This is a genomic window from Streptomyces sp. NPDC002520 (genome assembly GCF_053595235.1).
Genome location: NZ_JBSFXG010000040.1, coordinates 58,991 through 82,980 on the forward strand (window position 1 = coordinate 58,991; position 23,990 = coordinate 82,980).

Annotated in this window: 14 protein-coding genes and 1 pseudogene; all 15 read right to left on the reverse strand. The window is 72.0% G+C overall.

Annotated features, from left to right (window positions below):
- Window positions 1–20: 20 nt before the first annotated feature.
- On the reverse strand, window positions 21–2,201 hold the full coding sequence (locus ACWD5D_RS37015; RefSeq protein ID WP_451377186.1) for a hypothetical protein: 2,181 nt from the start codon (window positions 2,199–2,201) through the stop codon (window positions 21–23).
- On the reverse strand, window positions 2,201–5,989 hold the full coding sequence (locus tag ACWD5D_RS37020; protein WP_451377187.1) for a putative baseplate assembly protein: 3,789 nt from the start codon (window positions 5,987–5,989) through the stop codon (window positions 2,201–2,203). Before ACWD5D_RS37020 ends, ACWD5D_RS37015 begins: the two co-directional genes overlap by 1 nt.
- Entirely contained in the window at window positions 5,986–9,147 is a 3,162-nt protein-coding gene (locus ACWD5D_RS37025) for a putative baseplate assembly protein (RefSeq protein ID WP_451377188.1), read from the reverse strand. Before ACWD5D_RS37025 ends, ACWD5D_RS37020 begins: the two co-directional genes overlap by 4 nt.
- Entirely contained in the window at window positions 9,144–9,530 is a 387-nt protein-coding gene (locus ACWD5D_RS37030) for a GPW/gp25 family protein (RefSeq protein WP_451377189.1), read from the reverse strand. Before ACWD5D_RS37030 ends, ACWD5D_RS37025 begins: the two co-directional genes overlap by 4 nt.
- Window positions 9,527–9,862: a hypothetical protein gene (locus tag ACWD5D_RS37035; RefSeq protein ID WP_451377190.1), complete on the reverse strand. Its 336-nt coding sequence runs from the start codon at window positions 9,860–9,862 to the stop codon at window positions 9,527–9,529. Before ACWD5D_RS37035 ends, ACWD5D_RS37030 begins: the two co-directional genes overlap by 4 nt.
- 16 nt (window positions 9,863–9,878) lie before the next feature.
- The gene (locus tag ACWD5D_RS37040; protein ID WP_451377191.1) at window positions 9,879–10,415 is read right to left on the reverse strand and encodes a phage baseplate assembly protein V; all 537 of its coding nucleotides are present in this window, start codon (window positions 10,413–10,415) and stop codon (window positions 9,879–9,881) included.
- Between the two features lie 117 nt (window positions 10,416–10,532).
- A complete protein-coding gene (locus ACWD5D_RS37045; RefSeq protein ID WP_451377192.1) occupies window positions 10,533–11,672 on the reverse strand; it encodes a hypothetical protein in 1,140 nt (379 codons plus the stop codon).
- Window positions 11,665–12,036, reverse strand: a complete 372-nt coding sequence (locus ACWD5D_RS37050; protein ID WP_451377193.1) for a hypothetical protein — start codon at window positions 12,034–12,036, stop codon at window positions 11,665–11,667. The genes ACWD5D_RS37045 and ACWD5D_RS37050 overlap by 8 nt, the downstream gene beginning before the upstream one ends.
- A gap of 11 nt (window positions 12,037–12,047) precedes the next feature.
- Window positions 12,048–12,734, reverse strand: coding sequence for a hypothetical protein (locus ACWD5D_RS37055; protein WP_451377194.1), 687 nt, complete (start codon window positions 12,732–12,734; stop codon window positions 12,048–12,050).
- Window positions 12,735–12,752: 18 nt separating this feature from the next.
- On the reverse strand, window positions 12,753–13,442 hold the full coding sequence (locus tag ACWD5D_RS37060; protein ID WP_451377195.1) for a hypothetical protein: 690 nt from the start codon (window positions 13,440–13,442) through the stop codon (window positions 12,753–12,755).
- A gap of 15 nt (window positions 13,443–13,457) precedes the next feature.
- A complete protein-coding gene (locus tag ACWD5D_RS37065; RefSeq protein ID WP_451377196.1) occupies window positions 13,458–20,366 on the reverse strand; it encodes an eCIS core domain-containing protein in 6,909 nt (2,302 codons plus the stop codon).
- Window positions 20,363–20,647, reverse strand: coding sequence for a hypothetical protein (locus ACWD5D_RS37070; RefSeq protein WP_451377197.1), 285 nt, complete (start codon window positions 20,645–20,647; stop codon window positions 20,363–20,365). Before ACWD5D_RS37070 ends, ACWD5D_RS37065 begins: the two co-directional genes overlap by 4 nt.
- Window positions 20,638–22,620, reverse strand: coding sequence for an ATP-binding protein (locus ACWD5D_RS37075; protein ID WP_451377198.1), 1,983 nt, complete (start codon window positions 22,618–22,620; stop codon window positions 20,638–20,640). The genes ACWD5D_RS37070 and ACWD5D_RS37075 overlap by 10 nt, the downstream gene beginning before the upstream one ends.
- 45 nt (window positions 22,621–22,665) lie before the next feature.
- Window positions 22,666–23,619: a Pvc16 family protein gene (locus ACWD5D_RS37080; RefSeq protein ID WP_451377199.1), complete on the reverse strand. Its 954-nt coding sequence runs from the start codon at window positions 23,617–23,619 to the stop codon at window positions 22,666–22,668.
- A 132-nt stretch (window positions 23,620–23,751) separates the two neighbouring features.
- Window positions 23,752–23,990: pseudogene (locus tag ACWD5D_RS37085) on the reverse strand (hypothetical protein); the annotation flags it as partial.

Consider the following 23,990-nt stretch of genomic DNA (forward strand, 5'->3'; position numbering starts at 1 on the left):
GGGTCGTACGGCGGCACTGCTCACGTCACGAAGAAGATCCCGGCGTCCGCGCCCGCCGGTGTGTACTCGGCGAGCCGCGCCCTGAGGCCGTCCTCCCGCTGCGGCCGGTACAGGTCGTGGAAGGCGCCGAGTTCGGCTCCGTCGTCGGCGCCGCGCCGGATCTCCTCGGCACACCGGTCGGCCAACTGGCCGTACCAGGGCGTGCCGTAGCGCTCGGAGACGAACAACGGCCGTACACGCTCCGCCTGTTCGCGGCCGACGAGGTCGGGCTGGCAGCGGTGCCGGCGCGGGGTGCGCGAGCCGGGCGGGACGTAGCAGTAGCGCAGGCAGCCGATGCCGCGCCGGGCCACGTGGAGCCTGCCGGTGAGGACCGAGTTCTCGGCGATCCGCACCGCGTGCGTGTGGACTTCGCCGATGACCGTGGTGCGGTGCAGGTGCAGGACGGCGTGGGCGTGCCGGCAGTCCGGGGCGGAGAGGGCCGCACGGTCGGGGCCGGTGGCGTCCAGGATGCTGTCGCGCAGATGGATGTCGAGGGGGTCCTCGCTCACTTCGTCGCCGATGACCTCGATGGTGCCGAGGATGCTGTGCTCGATCTGGACGCAGGCGGTGGTGCGGTCCAGGACGATGCTGGGCTCTTCAGGAGAGTGCGGCTCGCACTCGGGCTCCAGCGACCAGCCGGGCACGAGCGTCGAGTGACGTACGACGACCGCGCCCATCGGGCCCGTGACGTTGATGCCGCGCCCGGCGACGAGGAGTCCGTCCAGGACCACCCGGGGCCGCTCGTGCGGGGCGCGATCCCCCTGCATCGCACGGATGTTGAGGGCGTCCGGGCGGTTGCTGTACCAGTCCAGCAGCCGGATCACCGGCCGGGTGCCCTCGGCCGCGCGCAGTTCGAGCCGGTCGCCGGGGTCGAGGTCGAAGTCCAGCTGCTCCTGGTAGGCGCCGCTGTGGGTGATCTCGATGATGCCGGTGCGCTCGGGGCTCCGCTCACCCTGCCAGGCACGGTAGGCATCCATGATCCGCTGGTACGGCTGCCCGGGGCCGACCCGGTAGAAGTCGGCGTCCGGCCGCGGTTCGCGGTCGGGGCGTTCGTACTCGCCGCCGCCCATGTCGGCGCCGAACGCGTAGTGGTAGTCCACCCATACGCCCTGCCGGGGCGCCGAGCGGGAGCCGAACGCGATCCGGCCCAGCTCGGGGTCGACGGCGACCTGCCCGCGCTTCGGCCGGTAGCGCCAGTCGGACAGGTCGGCGACGACGATGTCGGCGGGCGGGACGGGCTGGTCCTCGCCGTCGCGCCGGATGACCAGGCTCTTTCCGGGGCCGTAGTAGTCGGCGAGCCGGTCGTGCAGCAGGCGGCGGGTGATGAACGCCGGAACGTTGTCCACGGCCGCGATGTGCGCGGGCGAGGGCTCCGGGACGGGCTTGGTGACGAGGGGGGTGTCGTTGCCCAGGATGGAGAAGGTGTACAGGTTGCGGGCGCGGTCGATGCAGTAGGCCGGGGAGGACGTGAGCGCGTACGGCTTCAGCCGCCAGACGAAGAGGCCGACTCCGTCCGGAGTCCAACCCCCCTGCTTTCTAAGGGAGTTGGCGCGGTGTACGTCGACGGTACGGGCCGTCTCCTCGAAGGGGCCGCCCGCGACGGCGAGCGCCGAGCCGTCCCGCAGGTCGAGCAGGCGGCCGCGGTCCCCGCGCCGGCCGCCGCTGCCGTACAGCTTCACCGGCTGGGTGTGGGCCACGTGCCGGGACAGCTCGACGGCGCGCGCCGGCCACTGCGCCACCTGCTCGGAGAGTTCCTCCAGGAGGTGGAGCGTGCCCTTGCGGCGGCGGTGGGCGACCGTCGCCGCCACGTCGGCGCGCGGGGCGATGGCCTCGGCGAGCTCCTCGCGGCCGCCGCCGTGCAGGCCGGTGGTGAGGACCCGCTCGTAGCCCGGCAGGGTGCGGTAGCCGACCAGGTCGCCGAGGTACGGCAGCACCCAGGGCGCGGCCGTCTCCACGAACAGGTCCTCGTAGCCCTGCTGGACGCCGTCGCGGACCCGGTCGAGCTGCTCGGCGATCACGGCGAGCAGTGCGCGCAGCGGTTCGCCCTCCTCGGCGTCGCGCAGCAGGTGCCAGCGGGGCAGCAGTTCGGCGAGCCCGTCGGGTTCCCGGGGCAGTACCGGAGCCGGCGTCTCCAACTCGACATCCGTCGGCTTCGCGGCCATCACTTGACCTCCGTGAGTATCAGGGTGTCCGCGGCCCGCGCCGACAGCATGGTGAGCTGGGCCGGGCGGATGCCGCGGAAGACGAACACCGTCCGGCCCGGGGCGAGGCGCCGGGTGTCGGTGATGTCGGGGTTCAGGCGCAGGAGTTCGGCGAGCGGGAGGCCGTAGCAGGCACAGACGGACGTCAGGGTCTCGGCCTCGCCGCCGACCGTGTGGGTCCTCTCCTCGTAGGCAGCCGGGTGCGCGGCGACGGACGCGCCGGGTATGCCGGGGTCGGCGAGGCGTGCGGCGATCTGCTGCGGGGTGGCGGAGGCGGGGACGCCGGTGAAGACGTCGACGTCCACGTAGTCCACGCCGGGCACGGACTGGGCGGTGGCGAGGACCTCGGAGAGGCGGGCGGGCCGCCCCAGCTCGCGTCCCTCGTAGCCGAGCCGGCCCAGCAGGGCTTGGCGCACCCGGGGTTCGACGATCTCCCAGGCGTGGTCGGGGGCGACCTTCACCTTCGCCCCGATCAGCAGCAGGACGAGTTCGCGCGCGTCCACGCGGACCGGCAGGTTGGGGTCGCCGTACTCGGTCAGTGCGGCGCTGAGCGGCCTCAGGTTGTCCTCGGCGAGCGGCACGTCGTCGGTCCCGGCGACCGTCACGTGCAGCACCCGCCGCCGTCCGTCGAAGAGTTCGCGTGCGACGGCCCGGCCGATGCCGGCGCGGGAGCGGGCGAAGTCCTCGTAGTCGGGCTCGGACACCAGCCGGTCCAGGGCGGACACGGCGAGCGGGATCGTACGGCGGGTGAGGCCGGGCCCGTCGGCGTCCGCGCCGCCGGTCGCCGGGCGCGGGTTGGTGACCGCGGTGACGCCGAGCGGGCGGGTGAGGGGCTGGGTGACGCGGTCGGCGGGGACGTTGGCGGCCTTGCCGGTGCCGAAGCGGTAGCGGGCGCGCACGTTCTCGTGACCGCTGGGCAGCCGGGCGCCGTGGATGCCGTCGCCGAAGGTGACGGTGGTACGGCCGTCGGAGGCGGTGCCGGTGATGTACACCCGCTCGGTCGGGCCGCGTCCGGCGAGGCTGTCGACCTCGTGCCACCGGACGCCGTCGACGCGGATCTCCAGGACGGGTGTGGCGCCCAGGGGGTTGTCCGCGGCGAGCCAGGTCAGCGGTGACTGCCAGAGCGCGAAGGTCTGGTCGACGCGGTCGGAGTCGCCGCTGCCGATGGCCTCCTCGCGGCTCTCGCCGTGGGTGGCCTCGACGACGTTGCCGAGGATGCGGACGCTCGAACGCCGGTAGCGGTGGGCGAGGTCGGCGGTGAGGGTGAGCCGGGTGTGGACGTGGTCGTCGGGGATTTGGGGATCGACGGCCGGGTCGGCGGCGGCGATGGTGACGACCTCCGTGGCCGTGACCCCGGCCGCGCCCGGGACGTCAGCGCGCTCGCCGCTGACGACGAGGGTGCGTCCGGGCCGCAACCCGTCGTACAGCTCGGCGAGTTCGATCTCGTTGCCGTGGACGTCCTCGCCGAGCGGCTCGTCGGCCGGGCGCAGCGGCTCGCCCGCCGCGTGCACGGTGGTGTCGCGGATGTGGGAGAGCAGGACGTCGAACTCGTCCAGCCACGGGTCGGCGAGGGTGAGTTCGGTGCCGCGTCCGGTGATGCCGTAGTTGGAGTACACCGCCGTGCGGGCGGCCACGACCTGGGTGGTGACGAAGGCCAGCTTGGCGTCGCCGCGTACGGACGTGCCCTTCGCGGGGCGCTGCACGGAGACCCAGCTGCCGACGGTGATGCCGTCGTGCACGCTGTCCAGTTGCAGAACGCGGCGGTTGACGGGTTCCGGCTTGGCGGCGATGACGATCTCGACATTGGGTTCGGTGGTGCCCACCGTGTACCGGACGCTCACCTCGTACTCGCCGTGGGTGAACTGCTCGTTGGCACCCGGCCGCAGGGAGACCTCGTGCGGGGCGCCGTTGTGGACGCCGATGTGCACCTGGCCGTCGTCGTCCGGGCGGGACACGAACAGGCTGCGTTCGGGCAGGCCTGCGTGGAGGCGGGCGGTGACGCCAGGTTCCTCGGTCGCGGTGGCCGGCCTCCGGCTGAGCCAGTTCAGGTCGCGGTCCTGGGGTGAGCGGGTGGACAGGTCGACCTGGCCGGGGCCGAGGGTGAAGGTGAGCTGCTGGGCGACGGGCAGGTTCTCGGCGCGCTGGTCGCTGCTGCTGCCCTCGACGTACTGGAACTCCGCCCGCACCGGCACCTTCCCGGCGGGGTCGTACACCACGCGCATGCTCGCCAGCACCGCGCCGGTCAGCGGCCAGTCGGCGGTGCGGATGACCCGGCCGTTCGCGTCCTGGACGGGCTTGAGCGGGGCGGTGGCGCCGAAGGGGGCCGCCGTCACGCGCATCGCGAGCAGCTCGCGCAGCAGCTGCGGGCTGCCGGGAGCGGTGGCCGTGCGCCAGGCCGGGTAGAGGCTGCCGAGACCGGGGTTGAGGGCGGACAGGAGGCGGGCCGTGTCGCTGCCGGGGCGCCGGCTGCGTGTGCCCGCCGAGGGTGCGGGGGCGGCGGTGCGCAGCGCGGGGAGCACGTTGCTCAGCGCCTGGAGGGCGGCCTGGCGGGCGTCGGGAAGGGCGTGTGCCTCAGTGCCGTGCGCCTTGGTGCTCGCCACGGCTTCCGCCTTCGTGGCGGGGACTTCGTCGACGGGCTGGGCCGGGGCCAACTCGTCGGCCTTTTCGGACAGTTCGGCGAGGACCGCCTCCAACTGCTCGAACCACGACGCGACGTCCTCGTACGGTTCGGCCAGCACCTCGGCCTCGCGCAGCCGGCCGATGGGCTCGCGGAGGCGGGCCGCGAGGCTCTCCGGTGTCTTGACGCCGTCCAGGTCCGTCCGCAGCGGGGCGAGGACCTGCTTGTCGAAGTCCTCGATCAGCCGGCTGATCGGGCGCGGGTTGGGCACCTCGGGCGTGGGCGGCTCCTCGCCCGGCTCGCCGGGGGCGGCGGGCGCCGCGGTCCACCGGCGTACCTCGTCCACCAGTTCCTTGAGCGTGGGCGGGGCCGACCCGGGCAGCGAGATCGAGGTGATCTCCTCGTCCCGGTCGATCCGGACGCCCGCGACGGGCAGCAGCTTCCGCTGGCCGCCGGCCTGTTCACCGAAGACGAAGAGGAGCTGGTCGCCGGTCTGCAGGGAGTTCGCGGTGCCCTCCACGAACAGGGCGGAGCGGCGCTCCAGGTCCTCGGGAGTGAGCAGGGAGGGCCGGCGGCGCCGTACCGTCAGCTCGTTCCAGTCCCAGCGTGCGGTGAGGTCCCGGGCGGTCTCGAAGGTGAGGGACTGCTCGTCGGCGGAGGCGGGCACGCTGTGGTTGCGGGCACCGCGCGGGATGGTCACCGGCAGGTTCTCGGCGCGCGGGTCGCGTTCGAGGGTGTACGCCAGGTGGGTGCCGGCCGCCACGCCGGGGCGGGGCCGGTGTCCCACCAGTCGGCCGAGCAGCACCAGCGAGCGGTAGTCGTCGGCCGTGCGGAGGTAGGCCTCGTCGGCGATCCGCTCGGAGTGGAAGGTGAGCAGGTCGCCGAGGACGGCGGTGGCGTCCAGCAGGCCGACGGCCGGGTCGTCCGGGGTACGGACGGTCAGCCCGGCGAGGGCCGGGTAGGCGGGCGAGGCCAGCCGGTCGAGGAGTGCGGCGAGGAAGGAGCCGTACTCGCCGACGCGGTAGTCGAGGGCCGTGCGGCCGGGAGGGTTGTGGACCGGGGGCGGGGCGAGGCGCTCGTCGTGGCCGCCGCACGCGCCTCCGCAGGAGCAGGGCGGAGTCAACCGGGTCATCGGACACCTCCCAGGGCGATCTCCAGCCGTCCGTTCTCCGGCCGGTCCGGGTCGTTGTCGCAGGTGGCGATCTCCAGCGGGCCGAGCCGCAGCACGCCGTCCTCCCTCTCTCCTCGTTCCTGTTCGAACAGCCGCCGCAGCCGCGTGACCTCCACGCTCTCCACCCCGGGGACGGCGGCCGCGAGGGCGACCAGGCGGCTGAGCCGCACCGGTTCGCCGAAGCTCAGGGCGTCCGGGTGGAAGAACCCGAGTGCGCCGCCCGGCAGCCGGCCGGTGCCAAGGACGCGGTACAGCTCGGCCAGGATCTGCCCGTGCTGGTGGCCGGGCCGGGCGCAGACGGTGAGCGCGATGTCGAGCGGCACCAGGCGGGCGGGGCCGACGACCAGGTCGTGGCCGATGCGCCGGTACGCCTCCAGGGCCTGCGTCGCCGAGGAGAGCAGTGCCTGCGTCGGTGTGCCGCTGCCGTAGGCGTCGATCGCGATGTGCGCCTCCTGGACGCTGCCGGTCCAGCGGATCTCGGCGGCGGCCCGCTGCACTCCGGGCAGTGCGGAGGCGAGAGCCGCGTAGTCCTCGGCGGTGACGGCGCGCAGCCGGGTGCGGCGCAGGTCCAGCGGGGCCAACTGGCGTACCTGGTCGATCGGTTCGGGCTGGGTGCCGCCGACGGCGGGCAGCGGGTTGCGGACGATGACGGCCGGTACGGGCCCGCCGGACCCACCCGACTCCCCGGGCCCAGCCGCCCCTCCTGGCAGTCCCGCTTCTCCCGCCTCTCCCGCCTCGACGACGAGGTGGTTGATGGCCTCGGCGCCGACGTTGCCCGCGGCGCCGCCGCCGAGCCGGTAGCGCACCGTGAGGCGGCTGCCGGGCGCCGGCCGCGCGCCGTGGCGTCCGTCGCCGAAGCGCAGCGCGAGCCGACCGTCGTCCTCCAGTTCACCGACGACGTGCAGGTCGCGGGCGGCGCTGTCGAGCAGGTCGCGGCGCGGCTCCCAGGTCCGGTCGCCGTCGTGGAGGCGTACGGCGGGCAGGGCGCTGCGCGGGTCCTGGGCGAGAGCGGCGACGGCCGGACCGCGCAGGACGGGCTCGTCTGGGTGGAGTCCGGTCGCGTACGCCGCGCCCCAACTGTGTGCGATCTCCCAGGCGATGTGCCCGTCGAGGACCGTGCCGGCGCGGGCCCGCGCGGCGAGGATCTCCACCCGGCGCAGCTTGGCGTCCAGCAGCTCGTCGCTTCGGTGCAGGAGTTCACGCAAGGCGCGGACCGGGTGGACGCGCAGTTCCAGCCGTTCCAGGACCTTCAGGCCGAAGACCACGGCGAGTTCGGCGATCTCCTCGTCGCCGAGCCCGTCCCGGTCGCGGGCGCTGCGCCACAGCTCCACGAGCCGCTGCCGGGCCCGCTCGGGGACGGCGGCGATCAGCTCGGCCTGCCCGGCGGCGATCGCGGCCGGGTCGGGGAACGGCACGGACTGCGTGACCGGGGTCCGGCCGAGGACGGGACGGAAGCGGGGCCGGATGCCCGGGTAGACGGACTGCGCGAGCAGCGTGCGCAGGGCGGCGGCCTGCGCGTACGCGGTGCCCGGCACCACATGCTCGTGCCGCTGCCCGGCCCGCTCCAGGCCGAGCCCGGCGCGTACGGTGGCCCGCTCCCCCACGACGTCGAACAGTTCCCGGACGTCGTCGGGGGCGAGCGCCTGTCCGCTCTCGGTGCGGTCCGTGAGGGAGTTGATCAGCCGTGCGGGCGCATTGCCGTCCCTGCGGTCGTCGCAGCCGAAGTCGGGAGGATCGCAGGGAGCGACGACAGCCGGCACCGGCGGCACGGTGACCGTCTCGTGGAGTCCGGAGCGGCCGTGGTCGACGAGGACGGCGTTGCCGCGGGCGAGGGTGACGTCCTCGACGGGCAGGCAGTCACGGCCGCCGCGGGTGGCGAGGCAGAACGGGAAGCGCAGGGCGTCCTCCGCGGCCCAGGTGACCTCCAGGACCGGCTGGTCCTCGATGCGGTCCAGACCGGGCGTGACGGAGGTCAGGCGTACGGCCTGGCGGTGCGCGGGGTCGGCGTCGCCGGGGGTTCCGCTGCGCGGGCCCTTGACCTCCTCCAGGACCAGGACGTCCCCCGGCCGCAGGTCCAGCCGGCGCTCCTGGCAGGTCTCCGGGTCCGCCCACTCGTCGCGCAGGGTCGCCGCGGTGGCCCCCTTGGGCAGGGCGCACACCTCGCCGCCCCAGGTCCACAGCCGGATCGCGTTGTGCGCGACGCGCAACCGCAACGGGTCGGCGGCGACGACCGGTTCGAAGACCTCCACGGAGCCGCGCTCGTCCAGGTCGCCGAGGTCGTTCTCGTCGATGACGGTGCCGGGCTCGGGGCTGTCGTGCGGATCCAGCGACCGGACGTCGACCGAGGCGAAGCGGAACGAGCCCGGGGTCAGGGTGTGGTCGCCGGCGGTCTCGACGGTGACGTAGGCGCGGGCGTTGCATCCGTCGTGCATCGCGTAGTCGATGAGCCGAACGTGCCGGCGCACCGAGACGCGGCGCCGCGCGGTGTCGAGGTAGGCCTCGGTGGCGACCGCGTCCTGCTGGTAGCTGATCTGGTCGCCGGTGTACGCGAGCAGTTCGACGAGGGTGACGCCCAGGTCGGCGGGGTTGCGCTCCACCCAGTCGGGGGTGGTCAGCGCCAGCCGGTCGAGGAGCAGCTTGCGGATGGTGTCGTAGTCGCGGGCCGTGTAGTCGATGACCGGCGCGGACGGGAAGTCCGGCGTCACCTCCTCGTCGTCCTCGCAGTCGAAGGGGGTCGGGCAGTCGGGCCGGAAGGCGAAGCTCGCGCCGGCATAGCGCTGGTCGAAGCCGCGGTAGGGCGCGGTGCCGGGCCGGCCGTACGGGTCGGCCTCCACGAGCGACAGCGTGTAGCGGGAGGTGTCGCCGGCCCGGTCGAGGGTGACGTAGAGCCGGTCGTCCAGCTCCGGGTCCTCCTCGCGTTCCACGCTGACGTCGACGGCGGTGATGCCGGTGATGCGCCGGCCACCGTCGATACGGACGTTCTCGGGACCGAGTCCGTGCGGGGCCTTGCCCAGGAAGGTGACGGTGAGCTGCAGCCCGTCGTCGCTCACCTCGACGGCGTCGACGCCGTTCAGCTGGGCGGCGCGCACCTTGGCGCGCCGGGTGGTGCCCGCGCTCATGCCGCCCTCCCCTCGAAGACGTCCTCGCGGACGGCGCCGGTGGCGCGCACAAGGTACGACAGATGGACGCGTACGACGTCGTCGCCACTCTCGATGTCGAGGGACACGACCTCGACCAGGTCACCGAGCCAGCGCTGCAGGGCGGCCTGGACGGAGAGTTCGAGGGTGCTGACCAGTTCGGGCGTGTTCGGTGCGAAGACCAGGTCGAGCAGTCCGCAGCCGAAGTCGGGGCGCATCACGCGCTCGCCGGGGCTGGTGAACAGCAGTTGCTCGATCAGGTCGTGGACGTGCTCGCCGCGGGCGGCGTGCGCGGTGCGGCCGCGGCGGTCGGCGTGGAAGGGGAAGGCGATGTCGGTGCGGGCTCGCCCGCCGGTCGGACTCATCGGACGGTGACCTTTCGCTGCGCGGCCTGGACGAGGGGCGGTCCCTGCGGGACGAGAGCCGCGCTGAAGCACTCGGCGGCGGAGGTGTCGAGCAGTACGGCCGCGCCGTCGACCGTCACACCGCTGTCCACGGCGGTCCAGCGGACCGAGACGCACGGCGACGGCACGCCGGCGACGGCGTGCGGGCAGCCGGTGACGACATACGTCTGCGCCGCCGTCGCGACGGCGGCGCCCGCGATCCGCACGCCACCGGTCGTTGTGGCGGCGGGCAGGACGCGACCGCCGTGCGGGCAGCCGATCACGGCGCCCGCGTCCAACAGGCTTCCGGACAAGTTCTTCCCCCGTTGTCTATCGCTTGGAGAGGACGGTCAACTGGCCCTCGTTGATGGTCACTTCGCGACCGCGCAGCGTGATCTCGGCGCCGGCGCCGGTGGCGATGACCACGGCTTCCTTGGTGATGCGGATGTAGGCACCGCCCTGGGCCTGCAGCAGGATCCCCTGCTCGGCGCCCGCGGTGTCGTTGAGCACGATCTTGTGGTTGCCCGGGGTCTGCACGACGACCGGTTTGTTCGTCGCGTTGCCCTGGAGTTCGCGGCGCGCGTCGGGCGGCAGCTCGCCGGCGTCGCCGTACCAGCACCCGGTCCACACCGGGAAGCTGGGGTCCCCCTGCTCGAACTCCACCCACACACCCGCGCCCGGCGGCGGGACCACGAACTGCCCCGACTCCGGCCCGGTGAACGGCAGGCAGGGCAGCGCCCAGGTGGAGGGCTCGTCGCCGAGGACGTCCGGCACCTCGGCCGTGATCCGGCCGATGCGCAACGGGTCATCGTTGCTGACCACCCGGCCGCGGAACTTGCCGAGGTAGCGATTGCTGGGTGCCGCCATACTGAACTGCTCCTGGTCGATGGGTGGTTCAGGTGCCTTGGTCGGTTCGGTCGGTTGGCGCTCTTCGGCCGCTCGGGGCTCTTCTGTCGAGCCGGCCGCGCCGGGTCACGTGCACGGTCACGGTTCTACGCGGTTGCTGCGCGCCTCCAGCCCCTCCCGCGAGAGGGTGAAGTTCTGCTGGAAGGAGCCGGGGCGGAGGTTGTGGGTCACGGACTTGACGTAGTAGTCGCCGTCGTACGCCCGCCCCGCGCCGCGCACGCCGACGAGCCGGCGCGGCTGGAGGAGGTAGCCGTGCCGGTTGACGTCGAGCGAACCGGAGCCGGAGACGACGTCGGCGGACACGGCGGCCCTGGCGAGGAGTTCGGCTTCGGCCTGCTCGCGCTGCTGCTTGGCGGTGCCCGAGAGCGTCCTGCGCTTGAGGGCCGGGGTGGGGCGCCTGCCGAGGGGCGGGCGCAGCGGGCTGATCGGCGGCTGGGGCAGCAGGGTGGACTGCCGGGTGCCGGGGTCCTGCCAGCGGGCCTGCGGCTCTTCACGCGCGGTGCCGTCGTAGGCGAAGGTCAGCTGGTCCACCGTGGAGTTGGCGTCCATGTTGACGTTGAGGGCGTGCTGGCGGGCGCCGAGCCGGACCTCCGGCCCCCAACGGGCGGACGACTGCCCCGGGTTGGGACCGGGCTCCAGATAGAAGGTGTATCCGTTCGCGCGGGCCAGGTCGGTGACGTATTGCAGATCCGTCCCCGTCTGGTAGTGCACACGGAGGTCCTGGTGCGGGGGCTGGGCCACCTTCTCGGTGTAGACGTCCGGCCGGATGCCGTAGTCCGAGTACCGGCGCAGGATGGCCAGGACGCGCTCGGACGGGGGCAGGTTGGGGTAGCGGGCGGTGCGCTCCTCCAGGTCCATGAGCAGGGTCAGGTCCTCGCCGGTGACGGTGAGGGTGGAATGGCCGGGTATGTTGCTGGCGCCGACCTCCTGACGCACGATCAGCCCGTCGAACAGCACCTCGGGCGTACCGCTGACGCTGACGTTGACGATGACGCGGGTCTTCGGGTCGAAGAACCCCTCCGGCAGCAGTCGCTTGCTGATCATCCCGGTCTTGGTGAGGTCGAACGCGATCTGGAAGCCGCTGCGTTCGCCCGCCGTGGCGGTGATCTGGGCGGACAGCAGCGCTTCGGCGACCTCGGCCGGGACCGGGCGGGCCAGCGTGGGCCCCATGAGGACCTGGATGTGTACGGGGCCCTGCCCCACGCGCTGTTCAGACACGCCGGTCACCGCGCGAGAATCCGCCGGCCGAAGGTATGTCGATCACGCGGCCGGTTTCGTCGGTCAGCTCCCTTGGATCGAGAACGGGGTTGACGTCGGCGATCCGCCACCACTGGCCGGGGTCGCCGAAGAACCGTTGCCCGAGCAGGTCGGGCCGGTCGCCGGCACCGACGACGTGGGCCTCGGTCTCCTCACCACTCTGGTCGAGCGGCGGCAACAACCGTCGTTTGGTGTACCGCACTTCGGTCCCGTCGTCCCTCCGGTACACCCCGATCTCGGCGTCGTGGTACCGGCTGGTGCGCGGGTAGGGATGCGCCCCCGGTATGGAGTCCAGGGCACTCTCATAAGGCTCGGTGTTGGACATGGCGGCTGTGCTCATCCCCTTCCGGTCACGAGGTCGGCACCGCCGAGCCCGAGCATGCCGAGGCTGCCGCCGCGGGCCATGGCGGCGAGCCGTTCCTTCTGCGCGAGGTGCGCCATGTACAGATCGGCACCGCGATGCCCCGCGGGCAGGTCGCTGACGGTCAGGATCTTCATCCCGATGCTGAGCGAGGCCCGGATCGGGTTGAGGTTGACGTCGAAGGCGGACTCATTGACGGAGAGTTCGGTCAGCCGGACGGGCATGACCCGTTTACTCCCCCACGTGAACAGCGTCAACGGCATCTCGATCGGGCTGATCTCGATGGCCCCCTTCTCCGTCAGCTTGCTCGCCGCGCGGAGCTGTGCGGTGCTCGGCTGCACGAGCATCTCGAGGGTGGCGAGCTGCGGGTGGATCCCGTCCGGCGCGGCGATCTCCAACTGGTCGGTGGCGTCGATCTCGGCGGTGAACTTCCAGGTCTCCTGGGCGGGGCCCTTGAGCCTGAGCGCCTCGTTGCGGTCCCCGCTGCCGGTTCCGCCCCCGCCCGCGTCACCACCGTCCCCGGCGGACTGCGGCGCGATGCTGCGCTCCAGGGTGTCGGGGTTGAACTGCAGGACGATGATGCGCTGCGGGGTCCCGGTGGCGGGGTCCACTACGACTATGCCGGAGCGGATGGGTTTGGGGATGTCGGCGTAGCGGGTCATGGGTTCCTGTCCGTGTGCTCAGCGGAGGCGTTCGGCGAGCCGTGCACGCAAGGGCGCATAGTCGTGGTTGGGGAAGACGCTCAGGAGGATGTCCAGCATCGCCTGCAGTTCCCGGTCCATGCCGACGAATTCCTCGCCGTCCAGCGGTGCCTCCGTGAAGAGGTGCTGCCAGTCGAAGACGCCCTTGGTCAGCTTCAAGGTCTCCATATATCCCACGTAGTCGAGATCCATCTTCCACAGCGTGTTCGTCCGGTGGTCGGAGAACCAGATCTCGGGATTCTGGACTCCGGGTTGCAATCGCACCGCGACGAAGGAACCCGTGCCGGTGAAAGGACTGGAGTCGATGACACGGAGCCCGCCGGCCAGTTCGCGCTGCTCGTCCGAATAGAGCGATGACGGGAAGTCAGGAGCATCTTCGTGCACCGCCAGTGGCAAGGGACTGAGCCGAAACTCACCTGCCAGGTCAGGGTAGGGATGCACGGTCCGCCACTGACTGCCCAGTTGCGCGAAGCGAACATAGGCATTACGGAGTTCCGCGCCGAGTTCGACGCCCTCCCACTCGGCGAGGTCATCGAAGCACGTGTCCTCCGCAGTCAGGTCGACGTCGTCCTGAACCTCGTGCAATACCTCGACGGCCGGACTGTCACGCAACTCATCGAGGACCCCGAGCCAGCCCTCTTCGTACGCATTCGGTTCCTCAAGTTCCATTCCTTCTCCCATGGCCTAGACGTACAGCCTCTGGTGCTGCTCGGCGTCTTTCAGTGCATTGATCACTCTCACTGCCGCGGCCAGTCCGGCCGGACCCGAGGCATGCGCCTTCAGCTTGGCCTCAAGGTCCGTCATTCCATTGAACCTCTTGCCTGGTTGCTGATCCCTGAGGTTCACGATCCTCTTCGCAGTGGCGGCGTTCAGCCTCTTCCTCGTGGCTGCGATGATTTGATTGTGGTCCGCCTGGTTGAGGTTGATTCTGAGCGGGCTGTTTCCGCTTGCCGGCCACGGCGGTTGGGCAAAGTTTCCGGTGGTCCAGGACCCGTCCGGATGATTCTTACGCTGCCAGTGACCGTTCGGGTACTCGTAGCTTCCCCAGTACATGTTCACAGAGCTCGGGAATCCGGGATGGGTTCCCCACATGGTGATGTCGGCGTCGTACCAGATCATTTTCTGAAGTTGGCCGGTTCCTCCGGGTTTCTTTCCGATTGCACGGGCGGCGGGATGCTCGGCCTTTTCTCGTGCGTCGATGTTGTCCGCGCGACGCGCGGGTGCCAGGTTCGACGTGGAGGAGTGCCCGCCCAGAACCGCTGTGAGCATATGCATACGCACCCAGTCACCCCTGTTGGAGAGCCCCGCCGCGACGACGCGGTCCCAACCCAGAGGCCAGGCGTTCTCACGCTCCCCGGACTCCGTGCCCAGCGGAGTGCTCTTCTTGATGTAGTGCGCCTTGTAGGACTCTGCTGTGTCCCCGTCGGAGAACGCCGGCAGAATCGTGTCCGGCAGTGGAGGCTCGCCCGCTCCTCGTGAACGCTTTTCCAAGGCGGACGCGAGGTACTCCATGGCCACTCTCAAGGCACGCAGCTGCCGCTCGATACCGGCCTGGTCGCCTCCCAGGAAGACTGGCTCCCCGTACGAGGACCGTCCGGTGCGCCGGGTGTACCTGCCGCTTCCGGTCTCCCGGTCGAGGAGAAGGTTCTGAGCCTTTTCCACCTGCTCCCGCAACGTGTCCGCCTGCTCCCGAGCCGTTTCCTGGGTGGAATGGAGCGTCTGATCCTCGGAGATCGGGGACGAATTGTTCTCCCGTTTCCAGTCCGCGATGTACGTCTTGATTGTTTCCAGGGTGCTCCGCATGGCCAGGTTGGCGCTCTTTCCCTTGCCGTCGAAGAGCAGCGTATGCAGGGAACCGTCCACTGTGCGGAAGCGCACCGAGGGAAGGTCGTAGTCCTTCCTGCCCTCCTGCTGTCCCGGCCTGTCCCGATCCCTGTCACGGTCTCGTGGCCGGTTCCGGTCATGCCTGCGCCGCCACTGATCCCGCAGCCTGCGCAAGCGGTCGTTGAGGCGGCCGCCGACCTTGCGGCGGGCCTTGCCGAACAGGTTGCGAGCCGCTCGGCGTGCCCGGTTGACGGCTGACTTGATGGTCTGGCGGGCTCGCTGGACGCGGCGGCGTTTGGTGTCCTTGTCCCGGTTCCGCGACCGGTCCTTGGTCTCGTCCGTCTTCCTTGTTCTGTCGTCGCCCTTGTCCCTGTCGCGGCGATGGTCCGGACTTCGGTCGTCGTCGTGCCGGCGGTTGCCCTTGGGGTCGTCCTTCCGGTCCCTGTCGGGACGGTGGCGGTCCGGCTTGGCCGTGTCGCGGGCCGGGCCGCGGCGGGTGGGGGCGTCGGCGCGGTCGTCGTCACGCATTCTGCGCTCGGCGTCCCGTGCCCGCCGCCTGGCCTCGTTGACCTCGCGGCCCTCCTCGCGACGTTCGTCGTCGTGTCGGCGCTTCTTGGGCCGGGTCGTGTGCGAGGGACGCGGCTTCTTCTCCGGGGAGGAACGCTTGCCGGGGCGCGGCTTGGACTGCGGGCGGGACGTCCGGTCCGCAGACGGCTTGCGCGGCGCGGGAGTGCGGTCGGAGTCCGGAGCGCGGTCGTCGTCCCGCTTCTCCTTGTCGTCTCTGGGGTGTTCGTCCTTCGGCTTGTCGGCCTTGGGCTTGTTGGGCGAGTCCGGGTGGTCCGGCGCGCCCCGACCGCCCGGCCTCTTCTTTCCGAGGATGTTCTTCAGCATGCCGGCGAGCCGTTCGGCCACCTTGCCCATGAAGCGGCCGATGCCGTCGATCAGGTACTGATAGACGAGTTCCAGCAGGGCGACCACGCCCGCCGCGACGGCCTTCGCGAAGGGCAGAGCGCCGTTGCCGCTCTTGACCGCCTTCAGGAAGTCCATGAACAGGCCGAAGGCGGCGAGGATCTCGCTCAGGGTGCCCCATGCCGTTTGCAGGGCGTCGATGACGGCCATGACCCAGCCGGCACCGGGGATGAGCTTGGCGACGACCTTCTCGACGACCAGGACACCGATGATGACGGGCAGTTGGGGCACCGCGTCGTCCCAGGCCATCTTGGCCATCTCGTCGATCGACACACCGCCCTCGATCAGGGCCTGGAAGTCCTCGATCGGGATGCCGATGATCTCCTGGACCTTCTGGTTGAACCACTCCTTGACCGCGGCCTTGATCTCGTTGAAGAGATGTTCCTTGGCACCCGTCTCCGCGGCGGCTCCGGCCTTGCTGATCCAGTCGCCGGGGTCGGAGACGATGTCGCTGAAGATGGCCGCCCACTCGCCGAGAGCCGCTACGGCGGCGGCGCCGAACTCCAGCGCGCCGACGGCGACGGACTCGACGGAGTCAACGGCCGACAGCAGGCCGGACTCCAGCACGTCGAGCCCGGCGACAAGGGCGTCGCACAGGCCGTCGAGCAGCTTCCCGGCGACCTCCTTCAGCGCGTCCGCCGCCTCGTTGACCTTCTGCACGGCCCAGTCGCGCGCGTGGTTGATGGTGTTGCGCCACTTGTCGCGCATCGCCGGGTAGTCGGCGAGGAGGTCGTCGCCGAGGGCGATGAGCTCGTCGGCGAACTTGTTGATCTGGTCGATGACCCAGTTGCGCGCGTCGTCGATGAGCTTGAAGACCTGCTGCTTGAACTGGTCGATGACGTCGGTGACGGCCTGACGGGCCTTCTCGAAAATGCTCTTGATGGCGTTCTTGAGTTCCTCGAAGAACGACTTGAGCTTCTCGATCGCCTCTTCGATCCAGTTGTCGGCGTCGTCCTTGCCGTCCTTCTGCTTCTTCTCCGCGTCCTGCTCGGCGTTGGTCTGCTGGTCCTCGATCTTCTTGTTGTCGTCCTCGGTCCGCTTGTCGACGTCCTTGTCGGTCTGCTCTTCCTTGTCGCCGATGTCCTTGCGGACCTTGTCGTACTTCTTGCCCTTCTTGTCGTCGATCTCCGCGACCTTGTCGTCCTGCTCCTTGCGCCACTTGTCGCGGGAGTCGGCGATGTCGGAACGGCCCTTGTCGCGTGCGTCGGCCTGCTTCTTGCCGTTGTTGGTGACCTCCTGCTGGAGGTCCCTGTCGTACTGCTTGCGGTCGTCGCCCGCCTTCTTGTCCTTGGCCTGGCGCTCCTGCCCCATCTTCTGCCGACCGTCGGCGAAGCCCGCCTGGATCTGCGGACTGCGGTCGTGCTCGGCCACGGCGGAGGCCGACTCGATCGGCACGCCGCCGGACACGGACCGCGCAGCACCACCCTTCGCGGCCTTCTTGCCGCCGGGCACCTTGCCGGTCAGCGTCTCCTTGGGCACGTCGGGGTAGATCTGGTCCTCGCCCATGTTCCGGGCGGCATCCTCCCGGCCGGCCTGGTGCAGTTCGGTCTTGCGCTCGTCGAGCTTGCCGCCCTGCTCGTCGGTGCGCTGCGGGTCGGAGTCGTTCTCGAGGGGCAGCCCGGGGGCGTCGCCGACGCGCGCGTTCTTCAGGCCCTCGTCCTTGGTGGGGAGGCCCAGAATCGAGTCGATCAGGTCGTCGAGCGGCAGAAGGTCCTTCAGCAGCTTGCCGAACAGCTGGGCGCCGATCGTCAGACCGATGTCCCACCAGCTCGGCTCCGGCACATCGGCGCCCGGCACCTTGCCTTCCGGCTTCTGCTCGCCGGTGATCTCGGGCGTCTTGCCCGGGGTGGCCTCGGTGCGGGCGACCTTGGCGTTGGTGTACGCACCCGGTGCGGCCGCCGTGGGGCCACCCGGGACCGTCCGCGACGAGCCGGAAGGGCGCTGCGTCTTCGGTGGCGCCTTGCGCAGGGCCGTACGCTCCTTGTCGACCGAGCGGCCCACCGCGCCGTCGACTCCCTTGAGCGTCTCCAGCATCTGGTACGGCTTGAGGCCGGCGGCCGTCGCGAGCCCCGCCTCGGGGGTTGCGTTCGAGACGTCCGGTGGCGGGGTCGCCTTCCCGGCCTTGGCCGAGCCGGAACCTCCCGCCCTACCGCCGCGCGCGGCAGCGGGGGCCGTGCCACGTCCGGCCCCGCCGCCTCCGCCTGCGCCTCGTCGAGCGGCACCTGCGGCCTTCCGGGCGGCCTGTCGCCTGGCTCCCGTCGGCCGGGATCCCGATGCGGCAGCTGCCGTGGCCGCGCCGGGGGCCGACGTGGCCTTGGGCGCGTTGTCCCTGGACTCGGCGCGGCCGGGCGCCGGGGAGGGCCGCTTGCCCGGCGCCAACTCCGGGGCGGACACAGGGCCGGGTGTGGACACCTGCTCCGGGCCCGTCCGCGGGCCGGCCGTCGTGGCGGGTCCCCGGCCCTCGGTGACGTCCTGTTCACCGGGGACGGTGGTGGGCTCGTGAGCGGGGGCCGACTGGTGGGCGTGGGTGCCCTGATCGGTGGTGGCCGCGCCTCCCGCGGTCTTCGCCGCGTCGCCGCCGCCTGCCGCCGATCCCTTGTCGGCACCGTCCGTCTGCTTGTCCGTACCCTTCGCCTGGCTCTCGGCCGTGCCTGCGCCGGTCCCCGGGCGTACGGCGGCCGCGGTCTGTTCCCCGGTGCCTCCGGCACGGCTGCCCGTGTCCCCAGGAGCCGCCGAGGACGACGATGCCGTACCGGCCTCCTGACGACGCGCGTCCTCGCCCGCCTTGTCCAACTGACCGGAGGCGGCCGTCTCTCCGGGCCCCGGGGCGCCACCGGGCGTCGCCTCGTCGGCGGTACGGGCTTCCTCGTCGCGCCGCCGCGCGTCGGAGTCCTCGCTCCGTTCCTCCGTCTGTTTCTGGTCCCACTCCTTGCCGCCGGCCTCCGACAGCGGTCCGGAAGGCCCCTCGCTGCCCCGCGGCGCGATGTCGCCGACCCCGCCGTCGGTGCTGCCCCCTTGGTCCTGCGCTCCGGACAGCAGGCCCAGCAGATCCTGGTCGCCCCGGCTCTCGGTGTCGTCCGCGTTGTCCGAGGTGTCGTCCATGGAGGTGCCGCTACCGGACGCGTCAGTTGCCGGCTCCGGTACGGGGACGCCGGCAGAGGAGGGCAAGCTCGGCGTGCGGGCCGTCCCCTTCTTCCGCTCCTCGATGAGGCCCGGGTTCTTCGCGGCATCCGTGGCCCCCACGAGGTCCGCGTCGGCAATGCTCACCTGCCCCGCGGCCGACTCGTCGTCCGCCTCCGCGTCCGGTCGCCCGGCATCGTCCTCGGTGGCCTCCGACTCCAGCCCCAACGGCTCGTCGTCAGAGTCCTCTTCGTTCTCCGGGTCGCCCCCAGCACGGGCCGAGCCGACGTCGCCCGCGGTCCTGGACTTCTCGCCCGGTTCGGCCCCACCGCGGTCCAGCGCGGCCGGAGCCGGTGCGGTGTTCCGTCCCGCGTCGGGGCTGCCGACGGGTCCCTCGGTCCGCTGGGCCTGCTGCTCGGCGGCGGCCTGCGTCTCCGCCTCCTGGGCCGCACCGTCCTCCGGGCCGCCCGCGTCGTCCGCTTCCTTGTCCTGCGGCCCGGCGTCGTCCTGCCGCTGACCGGCTTCGTCGTTCCGGGTGCCCTCCTTGTCGGCGGCGCCCCTGTCCTCCTGTCGAGCCTCGGAACGGTCCTGTTGCCGTGCGCCGGCCTCGGCCTGGTCCTGCGCGGCGGTCTGTTCGGGGGACGTACCGGCGTTGCCGTCGTGGGAGGCGTTGCCCCGGCCACCGCTGGCGGCGGACTCGTCGCGCTGCCGATCCTCTCGCCGGTCACCGGCGGCCTTGCCCCGCCCGTCATGCCTTGCGTCGTGCCGCCCGCCGTCGGGCGTCTCCGCCCGCTCGCGCGCCTCCCGCTCCGCGTCCTCCGACGCGCGCTCACGCTCCTCGGCCATGTCCTGCGCCTCGCTGGGGACGGCGTGCGGGGCCGGGGTGGCGTCCAGCGGCAACGGCCCCCGCTCCGTCTCCTCCACCGCCTCCAACAGCCGGTCGAGTACGGGAGTGGGCAGGCGCAGCTCCAGGCGGTCCAGGACGATGTCCTGCACCTGGGGTGCCATGCGCGCGAGTTGGAGCCGTACCCGGCCCGAGCGGTCCTCGGGGTCACCGCGCAGGGAGCGCAGCAGACCGTTGGCCAGCCGGTCCACGAGGGTCGCGGGATCCAACTGCTCCATACGGCGCCGGTCGGCGTCGACGGTCGCGTAGCGGAGCCAGCCGGGCGTGGCCTGCCCCTGCTGCACCTCCTCGGCCGTTTCAGCCGGCGTGCCCGTCTGTCGTACGAGATCCTGCGCCGCCGACTCCGCCTCCCGCTCGATGGCCTGCTGCGGCAGGCTCACCGCGCCGAGTTCACGCCCCGCCCGCAGCGTCCCCAGTCCATGCGGGTTCTGCACGGTGTGCAGCAACTCGTGGGCGAGGAGCCGGCGCCCCTCGTCGGTACCCGGTTTGAAGGCGTCCTCGCGGAAGAGGATGTCCTGGCCTACTGCGACGGCATCGGCGCCGAGGAGTTCGGTCAGGTGGGCGGCGTCGCGGCCGGTGTGGAGGCGTACCCGGCTGAGGTCGTGGCCGAGTTGTTCCTCCAGGTCGCGGCGGACGCCGGGGTCGAGGGGCTGGCCGGCGCCGCTGACGATGTTCTTCGGCTCGGGGGCGCGGGACTTGGCGGCGCGCTCCTTGCGCTTGCGCCGGCGCTGTTCGGCGGCCTGCTCGGCACTCGCCTGCTGGGACTGGGTGCTCATGGGGTCACCTCCCCGTGGCCGCTGAGACCTTCGTGCACCGCGCGGGCCAGCTCCTGGCCCAGGCGGCGCGCGGACAGCCCGGCCGGCAGCGTGGCGAGGCCGCTCAGCGCGTCGACGCTCAGGGCGCCGTTCGCCGCCACGGGCACGCCGTGCAGCCGTACCAGACGGGCCAGTTCGCGCTCGAACTCGGCGGAGACGCGCTCCGGGTCGCCCTTGAAACCGTCGAGGACGAGTTCGCCGATCTCCACGCGGATCGCCGAGGGCTGCCTGCTCACACCCATCCGCGCACCTCCGTGGGGGTCAGCGAGCGCTCCAGCTTGAGGTACTCGGTGCGGGCCGCCGCGAGCATGTGTCGCATCTGCAGCCGGTCGCCCTCCTCGGCGGCGAGGAACGCCCCGGACAGGGCGATGTTGCGGATGGAGCCGCCGGCGACGGTGAGCCGGGCGAGGAGTGCGGGGTCGATGTCCTTGACCGGCGCCTGCGGCGGCAGGACGCGGCGCCAGATCTCGGCGCGCTCGTTCTCGGCCGGGAAGGGGAAGTCGACCACGAAGCGGATGCGCCGCAGGAAGGCGGTGTCGAGGGCCTGCTTCATGTTGGTGGTGAGGATGGCGAGGCCCCGGTAGGCCTCCATGCGCATGAGCAGGTAGCTGACCTCGAGGTTGGCGTACCGGTCGTGGCTGTCCTTGACCTCGCTGCGCTTGCCGAAGAGGGCGTCGGCCTCGTCGAACAGCAGCAGCGCGCCGCCGCGTTCGGCGGCGTCGAAGACCCGGCGGAGGTTCTTCTCGGTCTCGCCGATGTACTTGCTGACCACTTGGGAGAGGTCGACGACGAACAGGTCCAGGCCCAGTTCCTTCGCCATGACCTCGGCGGCCAGCGTCTTGCCGGTGCCGGAGCCGCCCGCGAACATCGCGGTGACGCCGAGGCCGCGGCGCAGGGTCGCGGCGAAGCCCCACTCCTGGTGGACGGTCGCCCGCTGCCGCACGTGCGCGACGATCTCCCGCAGCACGGCCGTCTGCCGCTCGTGCAGGACGAGGTCGTTCCATCCGGCCTGCGGCTCGATCCGGCGACCGAGTTCGTCCATGCCGATCCGGGCCTCGTCCAGACCGGCCCGCCACGCGAGTTCGGCGGGGTTCAGCTTGTCCTCGTGGGGCAGCCGTCGGCGCACGGTGGCGGCGGCGGACCGTACGACATGGGGCGGGAGCTGGAACTGGGCGACCAGGGAGCGGAGTTCGGTGTCACCGAGGTCGGTGACTTCCTCGAACGCCTTGGACCAGAGCGCCAGTTGCTCCTCGTCGTCGAGTTTCGGCACGGGCACGCGCACGCCGTGCGGGCGCCCGCTGCTCAGCGGGTCCTCACCGGACGCGACGACGGGTACGGCGGCTCCGGCCAGGAACGCCTCGGTCGCCGCCCGCTGGTCGCGGTCGAGTTCGCCGGCCTCCACCAGCAGCGCGGCGGGCAGCAGGATCGCCTCGCGCTGCCACAGCCGGGCCAGCCGGTCGCGTTCGGCGGGGTCGGTCGGCACGTCCTCGGCGCTCATCGTGTACAGGCCGAGGCCGCAGCGGGCGGCAGCGGCGGCGGCGATGTCGGCCCGGCTGCGCAGGTCGCCACCGGTCACCTCGACCAGCATCGGCGCGTCGGGGCTGCGGCCGCCGTCCTCGGTCCAGCCCTCCGCGACCCGGCTCGCGGCGAGATCGTAGGAGGGCGGCAGCGCGTCCGGGGCCGGGGTGCGGCGCAGCCGGCCGTGGAGCCGGGTGTCGAGGTAGGGCGAGCCCAGCAGGAAGTGCAGGACGCGTTCGTCCAGGCGCAGCCGGGACACGGTCAGCCGGGTCTCGTCCTCCAGCTCCACGATGCGCCAGCGCCGCAGCGGCGCCACGGGGGTGAGGGCGCTCCAGTGCGGCCCGTCCAGGGCGGCGAGGGCGAGGGAGAAGGTGGGGTGGGAGCGCTGTGGGTCGCCGGCGGCCGCGGCGCACCGGGCGCCCGTCGTGGGGTCGAGTTCGTCGGCGGCGGTGAGCAGGACGAGGTCGCGCTCGAAGGGGGTGAGGCCGAAGCAGGTGACGAGGGTGTCGAGGGGGGCGGCGGTATCGGGCACCGGTACGACGGCCGTGTCGGGGTCCGTGGTCGGCTGCTCGCCGCTGCCCTTGTGCGTGACGCGCGCCGCGTGGGCGTCCACGCGGGCGAGGACGCGGCGGATCCCGGCGGTCAGCGCCGCACTGCCGTCACCCGTCGTCGCCGTTTCCGGCTCCTGTGCACCCATGTCCTCACCCGCCCCCGTAGACCTCGCGTCAGACCCCACGTCGCCTCACTTCTCCACGCCGTCGTCGCCGTCGGCGCCACCGGGCCGCGGTCCGGAGCCGGAGTTCGCGTCTTCGGCACGCCTGGGGGCGCTCTTCTGCGTCCTCTTCGCGGCGGCTTTCGCCGGCTGTGCCGTCTTGCGTGCACGGGCGGGTGCTTTGGCCGTGGTCTTGGCGACCGCCTTGGCGGGCGTCGTGTCGGCGGGCGTCGTCTTCACCGCCTTCCCGGAAGCGGGCTCGTCCTTGGACGCGAGCTCGCGGGCCGGCTCCCGCTTCGCGCCGTCCTGTCCGGACGTCTCGCCCGACGCCTCGTCGGGACGCGGCTCAGAGCCCGGCGGGACCGGCGCCCCCGGCGCCCCGAACGGCAGCACCCGCACCTCGGGCCGTTCGACCGGCTTCGGCGGGACGGGTGTCTCGAGGCCGTCGATGAACACGAGGGAGGCCTGGTAGACCACCGACAGCGCGTACGGGGTCTGGTAGAGCATCCCCCACAGCTTCGACGTCTCGTCGACGTCCATGACCATCGGCGTGAACCGCACCCGCTGTGCCGCCTCGGCGAGGTTGCTGCCCGCCAAGTAGGGCCGCTCGCCCGCGAGTTCGATGACGTCCTTGGGCAGGATCGGCATCTCGTGCAGTGTGCGGACCACCGAGCCGATGAGCCGCTGGCCGACCAGTTCGGTCTCGTCGCCGTACGCGCTGATCACGTAGTACAGGTCGAGCGCGGCGGCGGCCCGGCGCACCAGCGTGCCGTCGGGCGCGCGCGTGGGCAGGTCGTTGTTGCGCTGGGAGGTGTTGGAGGTGACCTGGTACAGGAAGACGGAGATGGTGGGGTCGGTGGGCGGCTCGGCGGGCGGCTTGCGCGGCTCCACCTTGACCGCCATGTCGATCTCGGGCTGGAGATGGGACTCGATCAGCAGGGCGAGGGCCTGGCTGACATGGGCGATGGCGAGTGCGTTGCTCATGACGTCAGTTCCTCGGTTCCCTTCGTGTGACCACTCGTCCGGCCCTTCGTTCAGCGCCTCGCCCGGTTCCTGGCGCGGCCGCGTGTCGTGCCTCTCCCACCGCTGTCACTGCCGTTGTCACTGCCGTGCTGCTCACTCGCGCCCCCGTGCCAGATAGTCGGCCAGGCTGAGGGCGGCCCCAGGGCGCTCGGCGGGCCGCGCCGGCTGCCGTGCGCCGCCCCGTGACGGGGCCCCTCCGGCCGTGACCTCCAGCCGTCCGATCTGCACGTGCACGACCTGCTCCGGCGCCTTCCCCGGCCGACGTGCGGCGGCCTGTCGTACGGCGTCACGCGCCGCCGTCGTGGGCCGCGCCGCCGGGCACCGCGGCCCGC